This window comes from Paenibacillus sp. FSL R7-0313 (genome assembly GCF_037969885.1).
Taxonomy (GTDB): Bacteria; Bacillota; Bacilli; order Paenibacillales; family Paenibacillaceae; genus Paenibacillus.
This window is the reverse complement of record NZ_CP150219.1, coordinates 4,194,780-4,214,764: the sequence shown is the minus strand read 5'-3', so window position 1 is coordinate 4,214,764 and position 19,985 is coordinate 4,194,780. Positions and strand designations below refer to the sequence as shown.

The window sequence follows — 19,985 nt, the reverse complement described above, 5'->3', positions numbered from 1 at the left end:
GTAGAAAGTTTTAGTTGAACCTATATAACCTTTATACCATCCTGTATATTGTAGCTCATATTTCGTTCAGATTGAAGGAAGGTACTTTATCCCAAATATTGATATCTTGCTTTTTAAGTTGAAACTTCGTCAATCGCTTGGAATCAGGGGTATAATTAAAGATGAGGTGATTACCGTGGAAAGTCCAGATCAAGATCGCATACTGCCCGAATCTATAGATGAAAAATACTGGCATGCCATCATCCACAACGATAATTCTTATGATGGAACGTTCTTTTATGGCGTGCAGACAACGGGCATTTTCTGCCGACCTTCCTGTAAGTCCAGAGCACCCAAAGCTGAAAATGTGCTGATATTCCAACATGTTGAAGAAGCGTTGGCACGAAAGTTCAGACCCTGTAAACGTTGCAAACCAACAGGCGAGCGGGTACCTGATCAGGAGTGGATATACGGGATCACGGATTACATCGAACATCATTATGCCGAACCTCTAACCTTGGATGTCCTTGCCACCGTAAGTCATGGCAGTCCTTATCATCTGCATCGTGTGTTCAAGCGGATTACAGGCCGCACACCGGTTCAATATATACAGGAAAAACGAATCACCGAAGCCCGGAAGTTGCTTGAACATACCAGACACACCGTCACCGAGATTGGCCGCCATGTCGGTATACCCAACTCAGCTTATTTCATTACTGTATTTCGCAAATATACAGGTCTCACACCTGCACATTACCGTGAAAGGCATGAGAACTTATGAAGACGAATCTTACTTACAAAGTACCCAAAACGTTACTCAACAAGGGGACAGGGTTCCTTAATGGCTATACACATACGCTGAATCCTTACACAGGCTGCGCCTTTGGTTGTTCCTATTGTTATGTCAGACAGATGCCTGTCTCCTTATTTCGCAAAGAGGATTGGGGAAGCTGGGTTGATGTGAAACAGGAGGCTTCCCGAGTGTTCGCCAAAGAATTACAGCGTGCCCTGAGGAAAGGGAAAGTCACTCTGTTCATGTCATCCAGTACCGATCCATATCAACCCGCTGAGTACAAGGAGTGTATCACGCGTTCATTACTTGAAACGATGGTACAGTATCCACCCGATTTTGTATTAGTCCAGACCCGCAGTCCACTGGTTACACGGGATATAGATCTGCTACAGCAGTTAGGTGACCGGGTTCGGGTCAGCATGACGGTGGAAACGGATCTGGACGATATGCGCAAGCATTTCAGTCCTTCTGCTCCCCCGATTGCAGGCCGATTACGTGCACTGGAACAGTTGCGGGATGCCGGAATACCCACGCAGGTTGCGATTGCTCCCGTATTACCCAGCAGTGAACAGTTTGCAGCCATCTTGAGACCTCTGGTTCAGCGTGTATGCATTGACGATTATTTCATGGGCGATGGCAGCGAGGGCAAGCGCACCCGGCGGCTCGGTATGGAGTCGCTCTATCAGCAAGTGGGTATGGAGCATTGGTATCATCCAGATGCGTATCAGACTGTGGTTCAGCGGATGAAAGACTATTTTGCCGAGGATGAAATCTGGATCAGTCAGGCGGGATTTGAGCCCTAAATGGCTATATAAATTGAACTAAAGAATATTACACTGGACATTCCAATGACAGAACAACCTTCGATCCGCTGTTATCCCCAGATTTTTTTAATTAATAAAAAACAGCCCCTTTCCTGGTTTAAAGGAAAAGGGGCTGTTCGTCATGATATAAAGAATAATGGCTATCTTACTTATCCAATGTATACAATGGCAGGTCCACCGGCAACGCAGCCGGGCGCTGACATGAACTTTTCATCTGGTAGAATGTCTGTTCATCTGATGAATCATGGAATGCCCACATGGCCTCAAGAACATGGTATGCCAGTTCCCCACTTGCCCGGTGTGCACGTCCGCTATTAGCTGCATAGGCCATATCTGCCACACCAATCCCGCGTGTATTTTCCTGATACCCTGGGAGAAGCGGAACTTCCGTCCATTCATGCTCACCTAACAAACGGTAACGAACGGGACCGCCAAAGGTATTGGGGTCAGGCACCTGTAATGTACCGTGCGTGCCATATATCTCAATCGGTGGCAATGTACTTCCGCCAAATACGTCAAAACTCGTAATCAGTGTGCCAATAGCCCCCTGTTCAAACTGTAACAGACCGGTAACGTGAGTTGGAATTTCGACGGGAACCGTCTGGCCTCTCTTTTTCTCACTCGTAATCGTGCGCTCTTCCATCGCTTTACCTGTCATACCCGCAATGGACTTGATTGGGCCCATCAGTTGAACCAATGCCGTGAGATAGTACGGACCCATGTCAAACATTGGTCCACCACCAGAGGCGTAATAAAACTCAGGATCGGGATGCCAGTGCTCATGACCACGGCTCATCATAAATGCGGTCGCCGCCACCGGTTTGCCGATGACCCCTTCCTCCACCAATTGAAGTGAAGTCTGGATACCCGAACCGAAGAACGTTTCTGGCGCGCAGCCCACCAGCAGTCCCTTACGCTTTGCTGTTTCGAGCACGGCCTGCCCTTCTTCACGGGTAACAGCAAGCGGTTTTTCTACATAAACATGTTTGCCAGATTCAAGTGCCCGCAAGCATACATCCGCATGAACGGAAGGAATCGTCAAGTTGATGATCAGCTCAATCTCGGGATCAGCCAAGATTTCGTCGACGCTGTATACGTTAGGCACGTTATAGGCAGCAGCCTGCTCTTCGGCACGTTTCCGATCAAGATCCGCAACAGCAACAAGTTCCAGCACCTCGAACCGGTGACAGTTTTCCATATAAATACCGCTGATTTTACCGCAGCCAATAATGCCTACTTTCATTGTTTTCATGCCTGTGGCTCCCTTCGCCGTGGATCAGAAATGGTTTATCCATTGAGGATGAATGGTTAACACTGAAGTTACGTTTGCAATCAAACTACAATCTCATTAGTTCTGGTTGTCCGCCATACCTGTGTACACTTCGGTTGCTGCACTTACTCGACTCTTGGCAAGTTCTTTACCTGCTGCTGTCCATTTGAATCCACTGCGCATCATTTCAGTCACGGGTTTCATGTCTACAATGTCTGCATGGTGTCCCAGGGAGTTGTAGAATACCCGTCCTGCGCCCCAGCGTTTCGTCCAGACAACAGGCATATCTACGGGGCCATTCGCCGCATGCGGACCAGTCACCACTGGGAAACGAGTTGTTGCCAACACTTCCACTGCCGGGTCTACGTGCAGGTAGTACTGTTCACTTTTTACCTGAAAATCTTCAATATGATCCAATAACGGGCTAGAGCCACGCTTCATGTTTACCATGTACTCCACACCATCATTGCCTGGATGAGCAACCCATTGTCCACCCGTCATAAACTGCCAGTCTACGTTATTTCGGAAGGCATCACACATCCCGCCATGAAGACCAGCCAAGCCCACACCGCTCTGAACAGCCGCTGATACGTTATTGACGAGTTCTTGCTCAATCTGTCCCATTGTCCACAACGGCACGATCAGATCCAGACCCATCAGCTTCTCTGCATCCGCATAAGACTCCAACGTATTTGAGACTTCAACCTCGAACTGCTCTTCCTTCAAAATACGTTCAAAAATCGCTGCTACCTGCTCCGGTTCATGTCCATCCCAGCCGCCCCATACAATCAGTGCTTTACTCATCGTTTATTCACTCGCTTTCGCCTAGTTTAGTTGTGTTCAACCTTATTTCTGACGTCACTGTCTTGCTTGCTCACATCTCTTCAAGCGTCACCCAGCGCCGTTCTGTTACCGAACGTTCTACCGCTTCCAGTACAGCCTGACAAGCGACCCCATCGTGGAAACTCGGTGATGGTTGTCGTCCTTCAGAGATCGCTGTCACCAGCTCCAGCATTTCATGGGTGAACGTGTGCTCGAATCCAATCGTATGTCCGGCAGGCCACCAAGCTTCAGCATATTTATGTGCCGGATCGGTTGCCAGTACACGGCGGAATCCCTGTACGTCCTCTTCATCCTTTGTAAAATACACTTCCAGTTCATTCATCCGTTCAAAATCAAATCGTACACTGCCGAGACTGCCGTTAATCTCAAACGAGTTTGTACTCCGATGCCCCGCTGCAAAACGTGTAGCCTCGAAGCTGCCCAGCGCACCTCCTGCGAATCGTGCCAGGAACAGCGTAGCGTCGTCGACGGTCACTTCTCCTTTGGGTGCATCCGCATTCGAACTGCCCTTTGCACTCAGTCCGGTCATCTCTGCTGCAAGCGGTCGTTCTTTGATAAATGTTTCGCTCATGCCGATGACTTCCTGGAATTCACCAACAAGGAAACGAGCCAGGTCGATTAAATGCGCGCCCAGATCCCCGTGGGAACCAGAGCCAGCCACTTCTTTTTGCAAACGCCATACCAGCGGGAACGAAGGGTCCATGATCCAGTCCTGCAGGAAAAAAGCACGGAAATGATAGATTTTACCCAATCGTCCACTCTCCACCAGATCTTTGGCCAACTGCACCGCTGGTGAGAAACGATAATTGAACCCGACCATATGGGCTACTCCAGCATCCTCTGCTGCCTGAAGCATCTCACGCGAATCCGCAAGCGACAGGGCCAGTGGTTTCTCACAAAACAGATGTTTACCCTGACGAGCTGCTTCCAACGCAATTTCCTTATGGGCATCACTTGGTGCATTAATATCAATCAGATCGATATCATCCCGCTTCACTAGTTCACGCCAATCAGTCACACTTTCGGACCAGCCAAACTGATTCGCTGCCTCCTGCACTCCCTGCTCGTTACGTCCACAGATCACAGACATCTCAGGCTGCAGCGGAGCAGACGGGAAAAACATCGGCAGACTGCGATAGGCATTACTGTGGGCCTTCCCCATAAACTTGTATCCAACCATTCCGACACGAAGACGATTTGACATGGTCATTTCCTCCTTTGGAATAATAAAAAGTCTTTCAATATGTGTACCAATAAACTATTGACGGATAGAAGAAGCACGGATGATCAGTTCGGTAGGCAACAACGCTCTCGCTGATTCGGTTACCGCTACAACAGAGTTATTCGCTTTATGTGTGTCACCCACAGACCCATGCATAAGCTTCGATGCTGCAAGTTCACCCATCTCAAAAAATGGCACCCTGACGCTGCTCAGCGGCGGAACCGCCATCTCGGCGGCATCAGAGTCGTCATAACCCACAAATGCCGGAAAATCCTCCACCCGGATTCCCCGCTCACGCAAACCATGCATGACCCCAATAGCCATCCGGTCATTGGCCGCAAATACAGCATCAATCTCATGTAGGCGATCTGATACAATCGCTGCCGCCTCAATGCCACTCCGTCTACTATAATTCCCTTCAAGCAATAGACTCGGGTCCAGCTCCATACCTGCTTCTTGTAAGCCAAGACGGACACCTTCCATTCGCTCCTGGCTGTTGGAATAGCTGTCCGGACCATTGAGAAAAGCGATTTTGCGATATCCCTGATCCGTAAGATGACGTATGGCAAGCCTGCTTCCTTCCACATGATCCGCATCCACTTCCGTGAACGATTGGCCCTCAAAATGCTGATTCATGACACAGAACGGGTGTCCTTCCCGGTGAAGCTGCTGCATGGCCGCCAGTTCTTCATGATCATCTCGGGCACCAAGGATAATGCAGGCGTCCACTTTCTGCCGCCGGAACAGATCCGTATAATTCATCACTTCACCGGGTGTCCGGAACATAACCAGCAGGTCCATGCCATTGTCTCTGGCTTTGCTTCCAATCCCACTCAGCATTTCCGAGAAAAAATACGCCGAGAACAGATGCGCCTTCGGAACATAAGGCAATACTACGCCAAGGTTCCCGCTTTTACTTCTGGCAAAACTGCGAGCAAGAGCGCTGGGCACATAGCCTAACTGTTCGGAAGCTTCAAGAACCTTGCGGCGTGTCTCTTCTTTAATAGGACCTACCCCATTAAGCACCCGGGAGACCGTCGCCTCGGAAACACCCGCAAGATCAGCCACTTCTTTACGAGATGCCATGAATTTCACCCCCTTTTATATAAGTTGAACTAAAGATTATTTACACTGAACTACGATGACAGAACAACCTTCCAATCGCTGTTATCCCCAGATTTTTTTGATTCCCTTTTCTTAAGGGAAAATCCGGTGATAAAGGCGAACGCTTCGCTTTTTCAGGTTATTTCTGTCCTCTCCGTTATTGTGCAAATGATTAGTTCAACATATATAGCTCATCATTAAATCATATAATGTTTAAAAATCAATATTTATGTACGCGCGTACATTTTCTCATGCCATGTAACCGTTGTCAATGCTTTTAACACAAAAAAATAATGAGGGTTTGGATTAATCCAAGCCCTCATTATTATCTTACCAGAGATGGTACTTTCAATGATTCAAGCACCTGTAATCTTAGGGGTTCAAGTTACTTATCAAACTCAATAAAACGATTTAAGTTGATCCTATTTGTTCAATTATGGGGAGTGCAGCTCACAACGTCGTTGTAACGCCAAGATCAACGGAGGATTGACTAAATTCAGCCTGTTCCATTGTTTTCACATGACTCGGAATGCGATCCGAGGGTTCTGGCGTGGATTGGAGCTGTCTTACTTTGTGCAGAACTTCTTTGTTAGGAAGGAAGTGTTGGGAACGAATAAACCGAATTGTTTTGGTTTTGGCACGCATAACAATCGAATCCGTCTCGGCACGATCATCCGCAAGATACCGTACCCCTCCCAAGATCTCACCTGGTGTCACACCTGTTGCGGCAAAAATGACGTCCTCCGTACCGATCATATCCTGCATCGTTAACACTTTGTAAGGATTATCAATCCCCATCTGCAGGCAGCGCTGGAATTCGTCCGCGTTGGCAGGCATCAGGCGCCCTTGAATCTCACCCCCAAGGCAAGATAGCGCTGCGGCAGCCAGCACACCTTCTGGCGCTCCTCCAGATCCGACATAGAGATCAATACCCGCCTCGGGGAAGGCCGGTGCCATCGCACCCGCAACATCACCGTCACTGAGGAACTTGATCCGCACGCCAACCTTGCGCAGGGTCTTAATTGTGCTCTCATGTCGTACACGATCCAGAATCATCACAGTGAGATCCGAGATGTTTTTGTTCAATGCGGCAGCGGCTTTCTCCAGTGTGACTTCAACCGGGTCTTCAATGCTGACCTTGCCTACAAGCGCAGGCCCTACCGCCAGTTTCTCCATATACATGTCCGGTGCGTGGAGCAGGTTACCTTTTCCCGCCACTGCAATAACCGATAGAGCGTTGTTTAGTCCTTTGGCTACGATTTCTGTACCTTCGAGCGGGTCTACAGCCACGTCAACCTCAGGCCCCTCAGCGTTGCCCACTTCCTCGCCGATGTACAACATGGGGGCTTCATCCATTTCTCCTTCACCGATTACCACCGTGCCGCGAATGGACACGGAATCGAACATGGCGCGCATGGCCAAAGTAGCCGCTTCATCTGCACTGTTCTTGTCGCCTCGTCCCATCCAGGGTGCTGAAGCTAACGCAGCCAATTCTGTTACTCTGACAATTTCCAACGCCAGTTCGCGTTCCATTTTTCCCACTTCCTTTCCAATTTCCAAAAGCATAACGTGAAAGCGGTACTAAATCCATCGCAAATCCATATGAAATTGATCTATAAAAGGCGTAGTAGCGCCTTTCGAACGATTTATACCTTATTTATCCAATTAATATTTTGATCAATTTCACTTTTTTTTCGGCTGGTTTTAAGAGTCCAATCCTCCTGATTTATTACTTGAAATATTAATTTTATTTTCCATTTTCCGCTCTAAAACTAAATAATTCAACATGGTGATTCAACATGTCCGTTTCATGCGCAAAAAGTTCTTTTAACATGAGGTATATACAACTTATATACTGATTATTAAGAACGTAACGCTATCTAATAGCCTACAAACGAAAACGATTTTCGACTGGCTGTCCAAACGTAGAAATAAACTAATAAATTGTATTGATGATCCTTGAGATCAGCCTATTACCTTCACTATTATTGAGCAAAATTATAATGCCATTTATGTATTAATCAGGCCTTTAACTTTTACTAAAGCCATAGATGCAGCTTATGAAGGTCATTGAAAATAATAAGTTTACATAATATTAATTATGTAATAAAACTCTTCAATTTCATCATTTAATGATTCAACGGTTCTGGCAAAACATAAAAAAGCCCGAAAGAATTCTGCTCAATAGCATTTTTCTTTCAAGCTTTCCCCTCGATGATCCAGTTACAGTAGCGTTTTGGTCATTATAAAATCAATCTGTTCCTCATCTCCCATGTAAAAAGCATGGGCACCTGTCTGTACAAACCCCATCTTTTCATAAAATGCGATGGCATTTTCATTTTTCTCCCACACGCCTAACCAAATATTCGTTTTGTGATGTTCTGTTGCCATCTCTATGGCTTTATGGAGTAGCACTTTACCAAGGCCATGTTTTTGAAACTCTTTCTTGATGTACACCCGCTCGATTTCAAGGGATTCCACGCCCATCTTCTCAGACTGAGCATCATTGATATTCACCTTCATGTACCCGGCAAGTTTATCGTTGACATAAATAAAAAGAAATTGTGAATCCACAATGGACAGTTCCGTTTCCAATTGCTCCCGATTAAACGCCTTTTCCAGATAAGCTTTCATATTTTCGGGTGAATTTTGCGCTTTAAACGTTTCATTAAACGTCTCATAACTAATCTCCTGCAGTTCACATACATGTTCAATGGTACATATCCCTATACGAATCGTCATCTATATTCACATTCCTTTAACAAGTTAATCGTTTGTTGCAAATGCACTAAAAAAGGGTTACATTGAATTTAGCTCAATTTTGTTGTATTTGCAACATATTTTCTAAAAAAGAGGTCGAATGAATTGAAATATGTACTTTTTGTCGCAGGTATTCTAATCTTAACACTTGGCATTTCCCTTACCATCCAATCTGAACTGGGTACCTCACCGTTTGATGCACTTCTGGTAGGGCTGTCCCATCATGTAGGGCTAAGTGTAGGTAGCTGGGAGGTCATCATTGCTTTCCTATTAATTGGATGCAATTCGCTTTTGAAGCAGCAAAAACCCGAGTTTATGGGGCTCGTCACCGCATTCATTACTGGTGTGGGGATTGATATATGGCTTTATGTATCTGATTCCTTGATCACACCCGAAGTTTGGTACAGCAAATTAATGACTTTTGTCATTGGTTTAGTGATTATAAGTATCGGCACGGCAATCTATTTACAGACCAATTTCGCACCCATTCCGATTGACCGCTTAACATTAATCCTGCATGAAATCACTCGAACTCCCTTATTTGTATCGAGAACATTGATTTACTTTGTATTTTTGATGCTGGCATTCCTGCTTGGTGGACCGATCGGGCTTGGTACATTATTAACCGTATGTTGTGCAGGTCTACTTCTTCAGTTCATCATGGGCCATACGAAAAGGATAATAGATCGCATATTGACAGACATGGATACATCGTCAAGTAATGAGCGTGAAAAAGAACATTCCGTCTAACGGATGTACACCGTCTACAACATAAAAGGCTGGATCAGAGGTTTTAACCCTGATCCAGCCCATCTACCGTCCATTCTTCCTTTACGGCTCAATTCCCCATACCAGCTGACCGTTCACATACCCGGTAACCTTATCATGGTTTGCGAACTGACTACCGGATGCCTTGAACGAGTAATCATTAGTCTGTGTGTAATTCGTCCAATTGTTTTTGGAAAAGCGTGCTTGAACCTCTGCGCTCTGGCCCGCATTCAGTGATCCCGCCGCACTTGTAAAGCCCACTTCAAGATAATGATCGGCTCCGGCAACTGGCGTCGCCAGTTTAACGAATTGGCTCGTTACATTCGCACTGCCCATACTGGCCCAGTCGGACCAGAAACTCTGAGCCTCTTCCCCGTCAATTGTATAGTAATACCGCAGTTTTACATCACTTAACGGAATAGCCGAATTGCCTGAGTTGACCAACTTGAACTTGGGTGATACGCCGTTGGTCGATGCACTTGTATTGCCGTTAAAAGCTTGAATCGTCAAATCCCCTGCTGGCACAGTAACCGTACTGTCTACCACATTCACCGTTAACACAGCGTTATTTCCTCCATTGAATTGAAAGGTCAATACATTCTGACCCAAGGGCAGCGTAGCGAGATAGGATTTATTCAGAACTACAGCAGAGCTGGATGCTGTATAATTCTGACCTGATACAAGCGTAACATTCCCCTTTGTGATGCTTGTGAGCTGACGGCCGTTTAAGGTGAGAGATACGGTAATATCCTGCGCGGGATTCGTCGCTTTATCAAATGTTGCATTCACAGGTGAAATCACAGCATTGGTACTCGGTGTTGAATCCACAATTTTGACTTTTAACACAGGGTCCTGGCCTTGATTAAAATCCAGAACAATCGAATGCTCACCAACTGGCAGGGTTGCCAGATAAGCTTTTTTCAACAGCAATGTGTTTCCGTTCAAGGTATAGTCTGTCGTTGCGGTCAATGCATTGTTGCCTGCCCGGAGAGCAGTTAGCGTATTGCCGTTTGCATTCACGGTTACGCTTTTATCGCTTTGATTGGGTGTGTATTTGTCAAATTCAACGTTTCCAGGTGTGATGGATGCACTGGGGTTGGGATTGTTAACCTTTAGATTTGGCAGCTCATCCAACGTAATGACATAATCACTTTGATAAAGCGTTTTCAATGTTGCCGGGTAATTAAAAGCAGAACTCATCAGATGCTCGCCATACCAAGGACAGAAGTACAGCCATCCTGATTTCTCCTCGGTTAGATTTTTCACACTTGGAATGGTATCGTTCTCCGTCATGGCTACCATTTTCGTACCGTTCGTCAACTCAACAAGCTTATAGAAAATCGAGGTAATCGCATCCTCATTCGGTACGCCGGACAAGCCGTCATAACGGTTGTAGATCGTATTGTATTTATCATATCCGACAAGATCTACCTGATCATCACCCGGATACCAGGCCGGAGAAGTACTGTATACATAGCTGTTGTAGGTCCAGATCAGATTGTGCAAACCATACGTCTCGGTCAGTTCGGTATATAGCAGATCCCATAGCTCTTTGTACACTTCTGCGCCTGCCGAAGCCCACCAGAACCATGCACCTTCCCCGTTCAGCCCGCCGTTGCCTTCTGCTTCATGATACGGACGGAAAAGCACTGGCACATCGTTATCTTGCAAAATCAGCAATTGTTCTGCCAGATCCTCGATGGTCATCATCACGTATTGATACTCTTTGGTACCGGGAATTACCGCATTGGCTGTATTAAAATTCGTTTCTGTTGGCTTGTAGGTAGCCTCTTTCCAATCCACAAAGTCCCCAAGCTCATACGTATTGAAATTACGAGGTACATTGATATGCCAGGAAGCTGTTGCAATACCTTCACGGTTATTCACCCAATCAATCATGCGATCGGTTGTACCGTCCTCCCAACCATACAACGGATTATAGTTCATCAGATCAAAGCCACGGATTGCCGGATACTTTCCGGTCAGATCATGAATCCATTCGAATTCAAGCTCCGAATCTCCGTCATTCCCACCTCCATAGATTTCTTGCTGACCAGAAATAATATTGTTTCCGTATACGTCCGTTAAATAATTCATCAAAATTTGAGTTTCCGGTGTAGCTTCAGGATCACTCAGAACTGGTTGTACATTCAAGGGGTCCAGATCCGCATGATCCACTGTGAAGGTGTCAAAATACGCGAAGCCCCAGCCAGCCTTCAGCTCAATCGTGTTGGCACCCTGATTCAGCTTGTGAAAGCCAAAATCGAAGTCTGACCATGTTGTCGTGTAAGGCAGCATATACGCCCCTTTCGTAACACCATTCACGATTAAATTTTGTGACCTGCCATCTGCACTAAGCTCCTGCATATATCGTGTGGAGATTGCGTACATGCCGGTTTCCGGGACAGTAACTGTGAAGGTTAGTGTGCCAGAGTTCTGCATCCAGACAAATCCGGCACCTGAGAATCCGGGCTTGGGCTGCCCATAGATTGAAGTAACCACTTGAAGATCCGGGGTCAGCTGCGCATCTTCGCTTTCGATGGTGAACAATGGTGTGTCTGCATGAACGGGCGCTGTCATTAATCCAATCAGTAGGGCCAATGCCAGCATCATTGCGGTTGCCTTTTTGAGCAAATTTTTCATCAATTCCATCTTCCTTCCCAAGTGAAATATGATAATGAAATGTCAATGAACCCATTCATGATGGCGCTTTCATTTTAAACATAGCATGTGCATCAAATTTTGTAAATATATGGTGAATGAGAATGTTTGAAATTCTTTTGTATCAGTACTTTGAACGCCATTTGTCCATCGTCCCACCAATATTGAAGACAATTCGAAAACGGTTCATTATTTAACCAGTTTCGGGCCCAAACTTCATCTCCCGTTAGATGAATGTACTTGGCAGAAAACCTACAAAAACAAAAAAAGCATTCCTGGATCGGATGCTTTTTCAATGAATGATTCTTCAATTCTCCTTGTTTTTTTGTCTACGTCCTGCGTCACGGCTCAACTAACGGTTTCCTCGGCAGACGTTTCCTTTACGACACAGCGTTCCCCTGCCTTGCGTACCGCCCGAATAATGCCACCGTAGCCGGTACAACGACACAGATTCCCACACAATCCCGTTTCAATCTGTTCTTGAGAAGGCTCAGGATGTGCATCCAGTAATGCCTTGGTTGAGATCACCATGCCCGGAGTGCAGTAGCCGCACTGGAAGCCACCTTCCTCCACAAAAGCCTGTTGAATCGGATGCAGAGTGCCTTTCTCGTCCCCGTGCAGACCTTCAATCGTCGTAATGTCACTTCCATCACATTGATAAGCCATGACAAGACAGGAATTCACGGGCTCACCATCCATCAGAACCATACATGCGCCGCAGCGACCAACTTCGCAGGATACTTTGGTACCCGTTAGTTGCAAATGAGTCCGAAGCACATCGACAAGTCGGGTCGTTTGCGCGATCTCCAGATGTTTCTCTTCGCCATTCACAACGGCTGTCCAGTGATTCTCAAGTGGTTTACTCATGATGGACTCACTCCTTCCTGCAAAGGTACATTTAAAGGTCTGACCAGTTGTTCCCTCGATACAGGAAGACGGTTAACCCATACACCTGTCGCCTGATGAATTGCGGCTGTAATGGCTGGCGCAAGCGCTACGGAACCAATCTCACCAATCCCCCTCGGTCCAAACGCATCACCTTCGGGCAAGTCTTCAATAGCTTCAACCTCCAGATTGGTATGAATATCCTGAATGGTTGGGATCAGATACGTATCGAGATTAGTGGTTACATAACGGCTGTCCTGCATGACCGCATCCTCGGTCAACGTGAATCCAAGCGCCATCACACTACCGCCTTCAATCTGTCCGATAAAGCCCATAGGGTTGATCACCGGGCCTGCCGCTACAACATGGCGTGTATCCAGCAGCTTGGTTTCTCCGGTCAAAGTATTCACTTCCACCTCTGCCGCAACCGCCGCATACGTATACAAATAATGCCCGCCTACCACATTGTCAGGCGTAGTTGGGTAATCAAACTTTGTATCAAAAATCCATTCAGCGGCTTTGCCCTGCGTCGCGAGTTCAGCATACGAAACTATAAAGCCTGATTCTGATTCTACTTCTGAAGTTTCGGCAGGAAGCTGGCCTTTACGCCATATACCACCAGGCCCTGTCACCAGTTCATCTGCCGGAATGCCCGACATTTCAGACGCAACAGTGAGAGCACGGGAACGAAATGGAGTCTGCAAACGTTGAAGAGCCATCCAGGCCATCGTTGTTGAACGTGAAGCTGTACTTGATCCGCTGTGTGGCACGCGATCTGTATCTCCAATGATGATACTGAGATCCGATGTACTGCATTGGAATAGATCACATAACATAATTTCCAGCGTTGCAATAAGCCCCTGACCAAATTCCTCGTAGCTGAACGCAACCTCAATCTTGCCTTCGTTATTCAGGGACAGACGGCCTCCCGCAGGGTCCGGAATCCCGTATCCCAGCCCTGCACCGTGCATGGCGATGGCTGCTCCGACTCCACGCTTGATCCATGGCGGCAGAGAAGGATCTGCCGGGGGTTGCTGATGTTTTTGCCACAGTTCGGAGCGATCCAATGCCTCCCACACTTGGGACAGTCCATCCGTAACCAGAATCCGTTGATTCAGCGGTCCGGGATCATTCTTTTCCCTCATATTACGTCTGCGGAACTCCCAAGGGTCCATGTTCATGATTTCTGCAAGCCGATCCATCTGGCCTTCCATGGCAAAAATCGCCTGGTTCCCGCCAAATCCGCGAAACTCACCTGACAGCCCGTTATTCGTATACACAGACACACCTTCCACATCCACATGAGGGATGGCGTAAGGTCCAAGGCAATGCTCAGTACAGAAGTTCAGCACCGGTGCACCGAGTGTCGCATACGCTCCCGTATCTGCTGTAATGCGGACACGATGCGCTTGGATGATACCTTCCTGGCTCATGCCGGTCTGCATTTCAATCTTCATTGGGTGCCGTTTCAGACCTGCACGCACGGATTCTTTACGCGAATTATGCATTTTCACAGGACGTCCGCATCTCAAGGCCAGTAATGCACCATAGGGCTGTACGTTGAGTTCATCTTTTCCGCCAAATGAACCACCAATCGGTGAAGACACCACCCGGATATCTTCTTCAGGACAACCAATGATGCGTGCAAGCTGCATCCGGTCTTTATAGCCATGTTGCGTTGCCGCGTATACATTCAGCCGCCCCTCTTCATCCGGGACAAACAGGCCACCTTCCGTCTCCATGTACGCATGCATCTGACGAGGCGTATAATACGTCTCAGTCACGATATGATCACACGCGGCAATGGCTTGCTCGACGTCTCCACGTTTGATCTCCGTTCGATGGAGTACATTACCGGGACCATGCTCATGCAGCTCTGGTGCGCCGGGAGCCAATGCAGCGTCTGTACTATTCAGCGGAGTGAGTTCCTCATACACTACACGGATCGCATCCAGTGCAAGCGCCGCACGTTCCGGAGAATCCGCAGCAACCGCTGCAATGGCGTCACCGACATAACGCACAATATCCTCGCAGAACACAGGCTGATCCGGGGTCGCTATGCCAAAACGATTCAGACCAGGCACATCTTTGGAGGTCAAAACCGCATAGACACCTTCCAACGCCTCAGCTTCCGAAGTATCTATAGACAGTATACGAGCATGAGGATATTCGCTTCGCAATACTCTGCCATGAATCATGTCAGGTAGCGTCATATCCGTCAGATATTGAAGCTGGCCTGTTACTTTGGGTGCCCCATCTGGCCGCAGGTGCCAGCGTTTCCCGCTCTGTTTCCGATTCAGCAGCATGATCCCTCTCCCCCTTTGCTTGATCCCATCAATCTATTCGTGAAGTGCCTCCCATAGCCCGGCGCCAAGCATGTTGGCTGCGGTCTGCTTGCGATAATGTTCCGTTGCAAATGCATCACCGTACGTCGTAAACTCTTCAGCCACAGCAGCTGCAAGAGTTGCCGCTTGCATGACAGAAGCTTCGCTACCAAGAAGCCGTTGTTCCGACTCCAGAAGTCGCATCGCCATGCCTGAGCCTCCACCAGCCGCAATCGCAATCTTGGTCCAGCATTTATCCGAATTAATCTCTCCATACAACGCAACCGTCACCAGCGATGCACTGAACGTCTCCCGTCGACCCAACTTGCGGTAAAAGGAAACTTCTCGTGCAGCAGGCTTGTGCCCTTTGTCCACATCAAGCAGAGAGGACGATCTCATCGGGATATGAATCGAGATTAATACATCCCCTGGATTACGGCTGCCATCCTTTCCACCCTGAAGCCAGGAAGACACACTGCGGATCTCAATTCCGCTATCCGTCAACCAGTGCAGCTTCGCATCATATACAAGCAAAGCAGGCAGCGTATCCCCTACTCCGGACACAATATTCCCGCCAATGGTTGCCACATTACGAATGGAAGGGGCCGCAATTGCATTCACCGCTTCTTGCAGGATCGGCAGTTGATGCAGCAACGCTTGTGCAGCACATTCCTTTAATCGGGTCATTGCTCCAATGACAATCTCATCTCCAAGAATAGATATACCGCTCATTTCAGGAATACGAGCCAGGCTTATCATGTGTTCAGGCGCTGGAACCAAGCCGCCCTCCCACTGGGTTCGTAGCAATGTTCCACCTGCGGTGAAACAACATATCCCCTTGAGTCTACTTCTCAACGTGTGCAGTTCTTGCAGGTTCTCAGGTTGCCATACCGATGGCAATGCTCCAGAACCGTATGCCGGTGTTACCATCGCTGCATCCCCTTTCTCTCTCTTCCTTGGGCAGGAAATTCAACCGTCTGATCCAGATAATTCTTCAAATCATATGAGAGTTCAGCAGCAACGTCAATTACCTTTACATCGTTTTGGATAAATGTATAAAACCTGCGTTCTATTTGTGCTTGATGCATTATGATCTATCGAAAGCTAACATAGGCTCTCTTTCATCACATGATAAAAGAAGACAAACAGGCCAACCAGACTGCCTGGCTGACCTGTTCATGTCATTAAATTAAACATAATTATTCATCTTCTCCTGTTCATGAGTTTGTCTGCTCCGATTCATATACATGATTCAAAATGCGTTCCAATTCCGGTTCTGTATCCGCATCCCAGAAACAGGACTCAGACAGTGGTACATGTACACCGGAATAGTTAGCGCTGCGCATAATCTTGCGTGCCCCCTCATCTCCATGCAGAGACAACAGAGGTCCGAACATATGGGAGCGAAAAGCAACGGGCGGCTTGCCTCCCTCACCGTCTGTAGCTGCGACATAGTCACACAGTTTGTGGGTAGCCAGTGCTGTGGTCACCCGATTAATATCCTGCGTTTTTAATAAAGGCTGATCACCCAGTAACATGAGAATGCCCTCCGGTTTGTACTCCATAGCCGACAATACGCCAGAATGAAGAGAATTGGCCATACCGCAGGCATAGTCAGCACAGACCACAATTCGAAGTCTCACTGTAGGATGATAGACATACGCGGCTGAATCAATCCATTTTACAGGCAGCCATGCCAATGAATCTTCCGGTTTGACTACACAGACCACTTGATCCAGCTCTGAATTCAGCGCAGCTTCCAGTGACCAAGCGGCCAGTGATCTCCCGTCCGGCATGACAACCGAAAGTTTATCCCGACCAAGGCGACAACTCTTACCTGCCGCCAGAACTATGCCCGTCATTCGCATGTGCAACGCTCCCCTTCTGCCCGAACTCGGAACTCAAGGAAGAAACCTTATGTTTACATGCGATCAATTCCGCTGCAATGCTGATGGCGATCTGTTCCGGACCGTCCGCTCCGATGCTCAATCCAACTGGAGAATGCACATATTTCAACGGTGGTAAGCCATCCAGCAGACGGGCTGTTCGTGTTTTGGAACCCATGATGCCAAGATACGTATACTCACAGTCCACTAACATCTCCAGCAGTTCACGTTCGCGGGGAAAATTGTGACTCATCAGAATCAGATAATCTCCGTTGTTCACTTTTAACAGAGGCATGATCTCACGCGGGAAACCCAGCACAAGTTCAGTTTCTGGGAACCGGTCCGAGGTGCACAAGGACTCTCGCCAATCGGCTACCACTACACGGAATCCTGCAGACCAGGCGAGTCTGGCAACAGGAATAACATCATTCCCGGCTCCGATGATAATCAGGCGAGGTTTAGGTGTGTACAGCGAAGTAAGTTGGTGCGGGAGATCCCAGGGATTCGTTGAAACCCCGTCGTTTGTCGGTATTTCAGCATCAGTACCAGAGATATGTTGTGAATCACCGGATAGATGGGAAGATTGAGATCCGTTTGACGTAACAGGTACCACTCCAGGCACAAGCGTAAGGCGAGGTATATTGGGAAAATGTTGTGTTGATCCCGTATGTTCATGCTTGGTATTTCCACTGCTATGCTGTACATTAACCTGCAATGAAGCTGGATTATAATCCGCCACACGATCATGAGGAGGGACGAGCGAAGGACGCAAGATTGGCTGGCGCCCGGTACCCGCTGGTTCAATCCGTCTCCAGCCATATTGAACCCTTGTGTAATCATTTTGGAACGTTCGGGTTAACGCTGTTGCAACGCCGGATTGAAAACACTCATGCATCTTCTGTAACGTATGTCGGAGTTCACCACACACAGGTTCAAGCAGCACAACAACGAGTCCACCGCAGCCAACCTTCTCACCCCAGGACAGATCATCCTCGGGTCGCATGTCGTACTCCGCAAATTCCATTTGCATTGTATCCAGCACATGGCTCACCCGGGCCTGAAGATCACTCTCCAGGCATCCCGGACTGATACTGCCATACATTTTGCCATCCTCGGTCAACAGCATAGAGACTCCTTGCTTACGGTAAGCATGACCCTCTACCTTAATCGCTGTTGCGAGCACACAGCGCGTATTACGGGCTACGATTGCACACAGATCATGCATTTCCATATCGGTCTCCATCCTTTCTGGAATCGCATAAGCTTCCTTCGATCAGATGCGCTTCATCAATCTCGCAATGCTTTTATCCGACTCACGCAGCACAATGCCACGATCAATCGTCTGAATCTTGCGATTTTTGAGTACAATGCTGCCATCGATAATAACGGTGTCCACACAGCTACGTGTTGCCGAATAGACCACGCGAGAATAGACATCTGTCTCATAGGAAGGGTACGTGTGGAAATCATCCAGATCCAGCAGCAGCATATCTGCCTTTTTGCCCACTTCGAGACTGCCAATTTCCTTCGACAAGCCGAGCACCTCTGCACCACCCATGGTAGCCATGCGCAATACGGTCCGGGCATCCATCACCGTTGGACCATGAGGAATCTTCTGCATCAGGGCCGTGAGGCGCATTTCCTGAAACATATCCAGATTGTTGTTGCACGCGGCACCATCGGCCCCGATTCCAACCGCGATCTGACGATTCAGCAGATCCGGAATATCCGCTACCCCAGAGGAAAGTTTCATATTTGATCCTGGACAGTGAGTGACTTTGACACCACGTTTGCGAATGATCTCTTTCTCTTCCTCACTTAGCCATACACAGTGGGCCAGCACCAATCTTGGGGTAGCCAGACCGATATGATCGAGGTATACAATGTTGCGCATTCCGCGTTCGTGTTCTACCAGTTCAATCTCTCCGCGATTCTCGGAGGCATGGGTGTGGACTTTGACATGATATTTATTAGATAAGTCGCGCACTTCTACCAGCAATTCTTCAGTACAAGATACAACGAAGCGTGGGCAGAAAGCATATTGAATGCGACCTCCGCCAAACCCGTTCCATTTCTCCAGCAAATCCACACTCTGTTGCAGCGAAGTTGCTGTATCCTCACGCAAGGGTTCCGGAACCTCGTCCCCATGATCCATCATCACCTTGCCGGAGATGACCCGGATGCCGCTCTGTGCCATCGCCTGAAACGCCGAGTCTGTGTGATGTACCGTCTCCATATCCAGAATGGTCGTGGTTCCACTGGAGATCAATTCGCCCAATCCGAGCATTGCAGAATAATAGACGGACTCCTCGTCATGTGCTGCTTCCAGCGGCCAGATACGTTGACGGAGCCAATCCAGCAGTTCCAGATCGTCCGCACGTCCACGGAATAAGGTCTGACACAGATGAATGTGCGTCTGGATGAAGCCTGGCAACAACACTTTGCCGCGAGCATCAATGATTTGGTCAGCCTGAACGTCAATGTGATCTGCAATCTCTTTGATTTTGTTATCCTCGATTAACAGATCTCCAATGAACACTTCCTCTTCTGCATTCATCGTCACAAGCTGTGCGCCTTTCAGCAGGATCGTTCCCATGCCAATCTCCCCTATCTGTGTCTGTCTATATCGTTCAACTCATACCTATTTACACCTGCACGCCGATTAC

General features: G+C 47.8%; 16 protein-coding genes. 3 read left to right on the top strand and 13 right to left on the bottom strand.

Annotated elements, in window-relative coordinates; genetic code table 11:
• Positions 1-175: 175 nt before the first annotated feature.
• Together NSQ38_RS18570 and NSQ38_RS18565 are read left to right on the top strand one after the other, a co-directional pair.
• Positions 176-760 carry a bifunctional transcriptional activator/DNA repair enzyme AdaA gene (locus NSQ38_RS18570; protein ID WP_339783380.1) on the top strand — a complete coding sequence of 195 codons (585 nt, stop codon included), beginning with the start codon at positions 176-178 and terminating at the stop codon, positions 758-760.
• Positions 757-1,575 carry a radical SAM protein gene (locus NSQ38_RS18565; RefSeq protein WP_091029571.1) on the top strand — a complete coding sequence of 273 codons (819 nt, stop codon included), beginning with the start codon at positions 757-759 and terminating at the stop codon, positions 1,573-1,575. The genes NSQ38_RS18570 and NSQ38_RS18565 overlap by 4 nt, the downstream gene beginning before the upstream one ends.
• A gap of 166 nt (positions 1,576-1,741) precedes the next feature.
• Here NSQ38_RS18565 and NSQ38_RS18560 read toward each other — a convergent pair whose 3' ends face one another.
• The 6 genes from NSQ38_RS18560 to NSQ38_RS18535 all read right to left on the bottom strand — a co-directional run bounded on the left by NSQ38_RS18560 (position 1,742) and on the right by NSQ38_RS18535 (position 8,777).
• On the bottom strand, positions 1,742-2,848 hold the full coding sequence (locus tag NSQ38_RS18560) for a Gfo/Idh/MocA family oxidoreductase (protein ID WP_133385126.1): 1,107 nt from the start codon (positions 2,846-2,848) through the stop codon (positions 1,742-1,744).
• A gap of 96 nt (positions 2,849-2,944) precedes the next feature.
• Positions 2,945-3,670 carry a ThuA domain-containing protein gene (locus tag NSQ38_RS18555; RefSeq protein ID WP_253436905.1) on the bottom strand — a complete coding sequence of 242 codons (726 nt, stop codon included), beginning with the start codon at positions 3,668-3,670 and terminating at the stop codon, positions 2,945-2,947.
• A 70-nt stretch (positions 3,671-3,740) separates the two neighbouring features.
• Positions 3,741-4,913, bottom strand: coding sequence for a Gfo/Idh/MocA family oxidoreductase (locus NSQ38_RS18550; protein ID WP_036613779.1), 1,173 nt, complete (start codon positions 4,911-4,913; stop codon positions 3,741-3,743).
• Between the two features lie 54 nt (positions 4,914-4,967).
• Positions 4,968-6,017, bottom strand: coding sequence for a LacI family DNA-binding transcriptional regulator (locus tag NSQ38_RS18545; protein ID WP_249912528.1), 1,050 nt, complete (start codon positions 6,015-6,017; stop codon positions 4,968-4,970).
• Positions 6,018-6,485: 468 nt separating this feature from the next.
• Positions 6,486-7,568 carry a class II fructose-bisphosphatase gene (gene glpX, locus NSQ38_RS18540; RefSeq protein ID WP_091029562.1) on the bottom strand — a complete coding sequence of 361 codons (1,083 nt, stop codon included), beginning with the start codon at positions 7,566-7,568 and terminating at the stop codon, positions 6,486-6,488.
• Between the two features lie 690 nt (positions 7,569-8,258).
• Positions 8,259-8,777, bottom strand: coding sequence for a GNAT family N-acetyltransferase (locus tag NSQ38_RS18535; RefSeq protein WP_339783378.1), 519 nt, complete (start codon positions 8,775-8,777; stop codon positions 8,259-8,261).
• Positions 8,778-8,900: 123 nt separating this feature from the next.
• Here NSQ38_RS18535 and NSQ38_RS18530 point away from each other — a divergent pair, with 123 nt between their 5' ends.
• Positions 8,901-9,545, top strand: coding sequence for a YitT family protein (locus NSQ38_RS18530; protein ID WP_339783376.1), 645 nt, complete (start codon positions 8,901-8,903; stop codon positions 9,543-9,545).
• Between the two features lie 81 nt (positions 9,546-9,626).
• Here NSQ38_RS18530 and NSQ38_RS18525 read toward each other — a convergent pair whose 3' ends face one another.
• The 7 genes from NSQ38_RS18525 to NSQ38_RS18495 form a co-directional block, all read right to left on the bottom strand.
• Entirely contained in the window at positions 9,627-12,206 is a 2,580-nt protein-coding gene (locus tag NSQ38_RS18525) for a X2-like carbohydrate binding domain-containing protein (protein WP_339783374.1), read from the bottom strand.
• Positions 12,207-12,572: 366 nt separating this feature from the next.
• Positions 12,573-13,091 carry a (2Fe-2S)-binding protein gene (locus NSQ38_RS18520; protein ID WP_339783372.1) on the bottom strand — a complete coding sequence of 173 codons (519 nt, stop codon included), beginning with the start codon at positions 13,089-13,091 and terminating at the stop codon, positions 12,573-12,575.
• Complete coding sequence (gene pucD, locus NSQ38_RS18515; RefSeq protein ID WP_339783371.1) at positions 13,088-15,415, bottom strand: xanthine dehydrogenase subunit D; 2,328 nt, start codon at positions 15,413-15,415, stop codon at positions 13,088-13,090. The genes NSQ38_RS18520 and pucD overlap by 4 nt, the downstream gene beginning before the upstream one ends.
• 33 nt (positions 15,416-15,448) lie before the next feature.
• On the bottom strand, positions 15,449-16,363 hold the full coding sequence (locus NSQ38_RS18510) for an FAD binding domain-containing protein (protein WP_339783370.1): 915 nt from the start codon (positions 16,361-16,363) through the stop codon (positions 15,449-15,451).
• A gap of 287 nt (positions 16,364-16,650) precedes the next feature.
• Positions 16,651-17,295, bottom strand: a complete 645-nt coding sequence (locus NSQ38_RS18505; RefSeq protein ID WP_339783369.1) for a nucleotidyltransferase family protein — start codon at positions 17,293-17,295, stop codon at positions 16,651-16,653.
• Positions 17,267-18,550, bottom strand: a complete 1,284-nt coding sequence (locus tag NSQ38_RS18500) for an XdhC family protein (RefSeq protein WP_339783367.1) — start codon at positions 18,548-18,550, stop codon at positions 17,267-17,269. Before NSQ38_RS18500 ends, NSQ38_RS18505 begins: the two co-directional genes overlap by 29 nt.
• A 42-nt stretch (positions 18,551-18,592) precedes the next feature.
• Complete coding sequence (locus NSQ38_RS18495) at positions 18,593-19,915, bottom strand: 5'-deoxyadenosine deaminase (RefSeq protein WP_339783365.1); 1,323 nt, start codon at positions 19,913-19,915, stop codon at positions 18,593-18,595.
• Between the last annotated feature and the right edge of the window lie 70 nt (positions 19,916-19,985).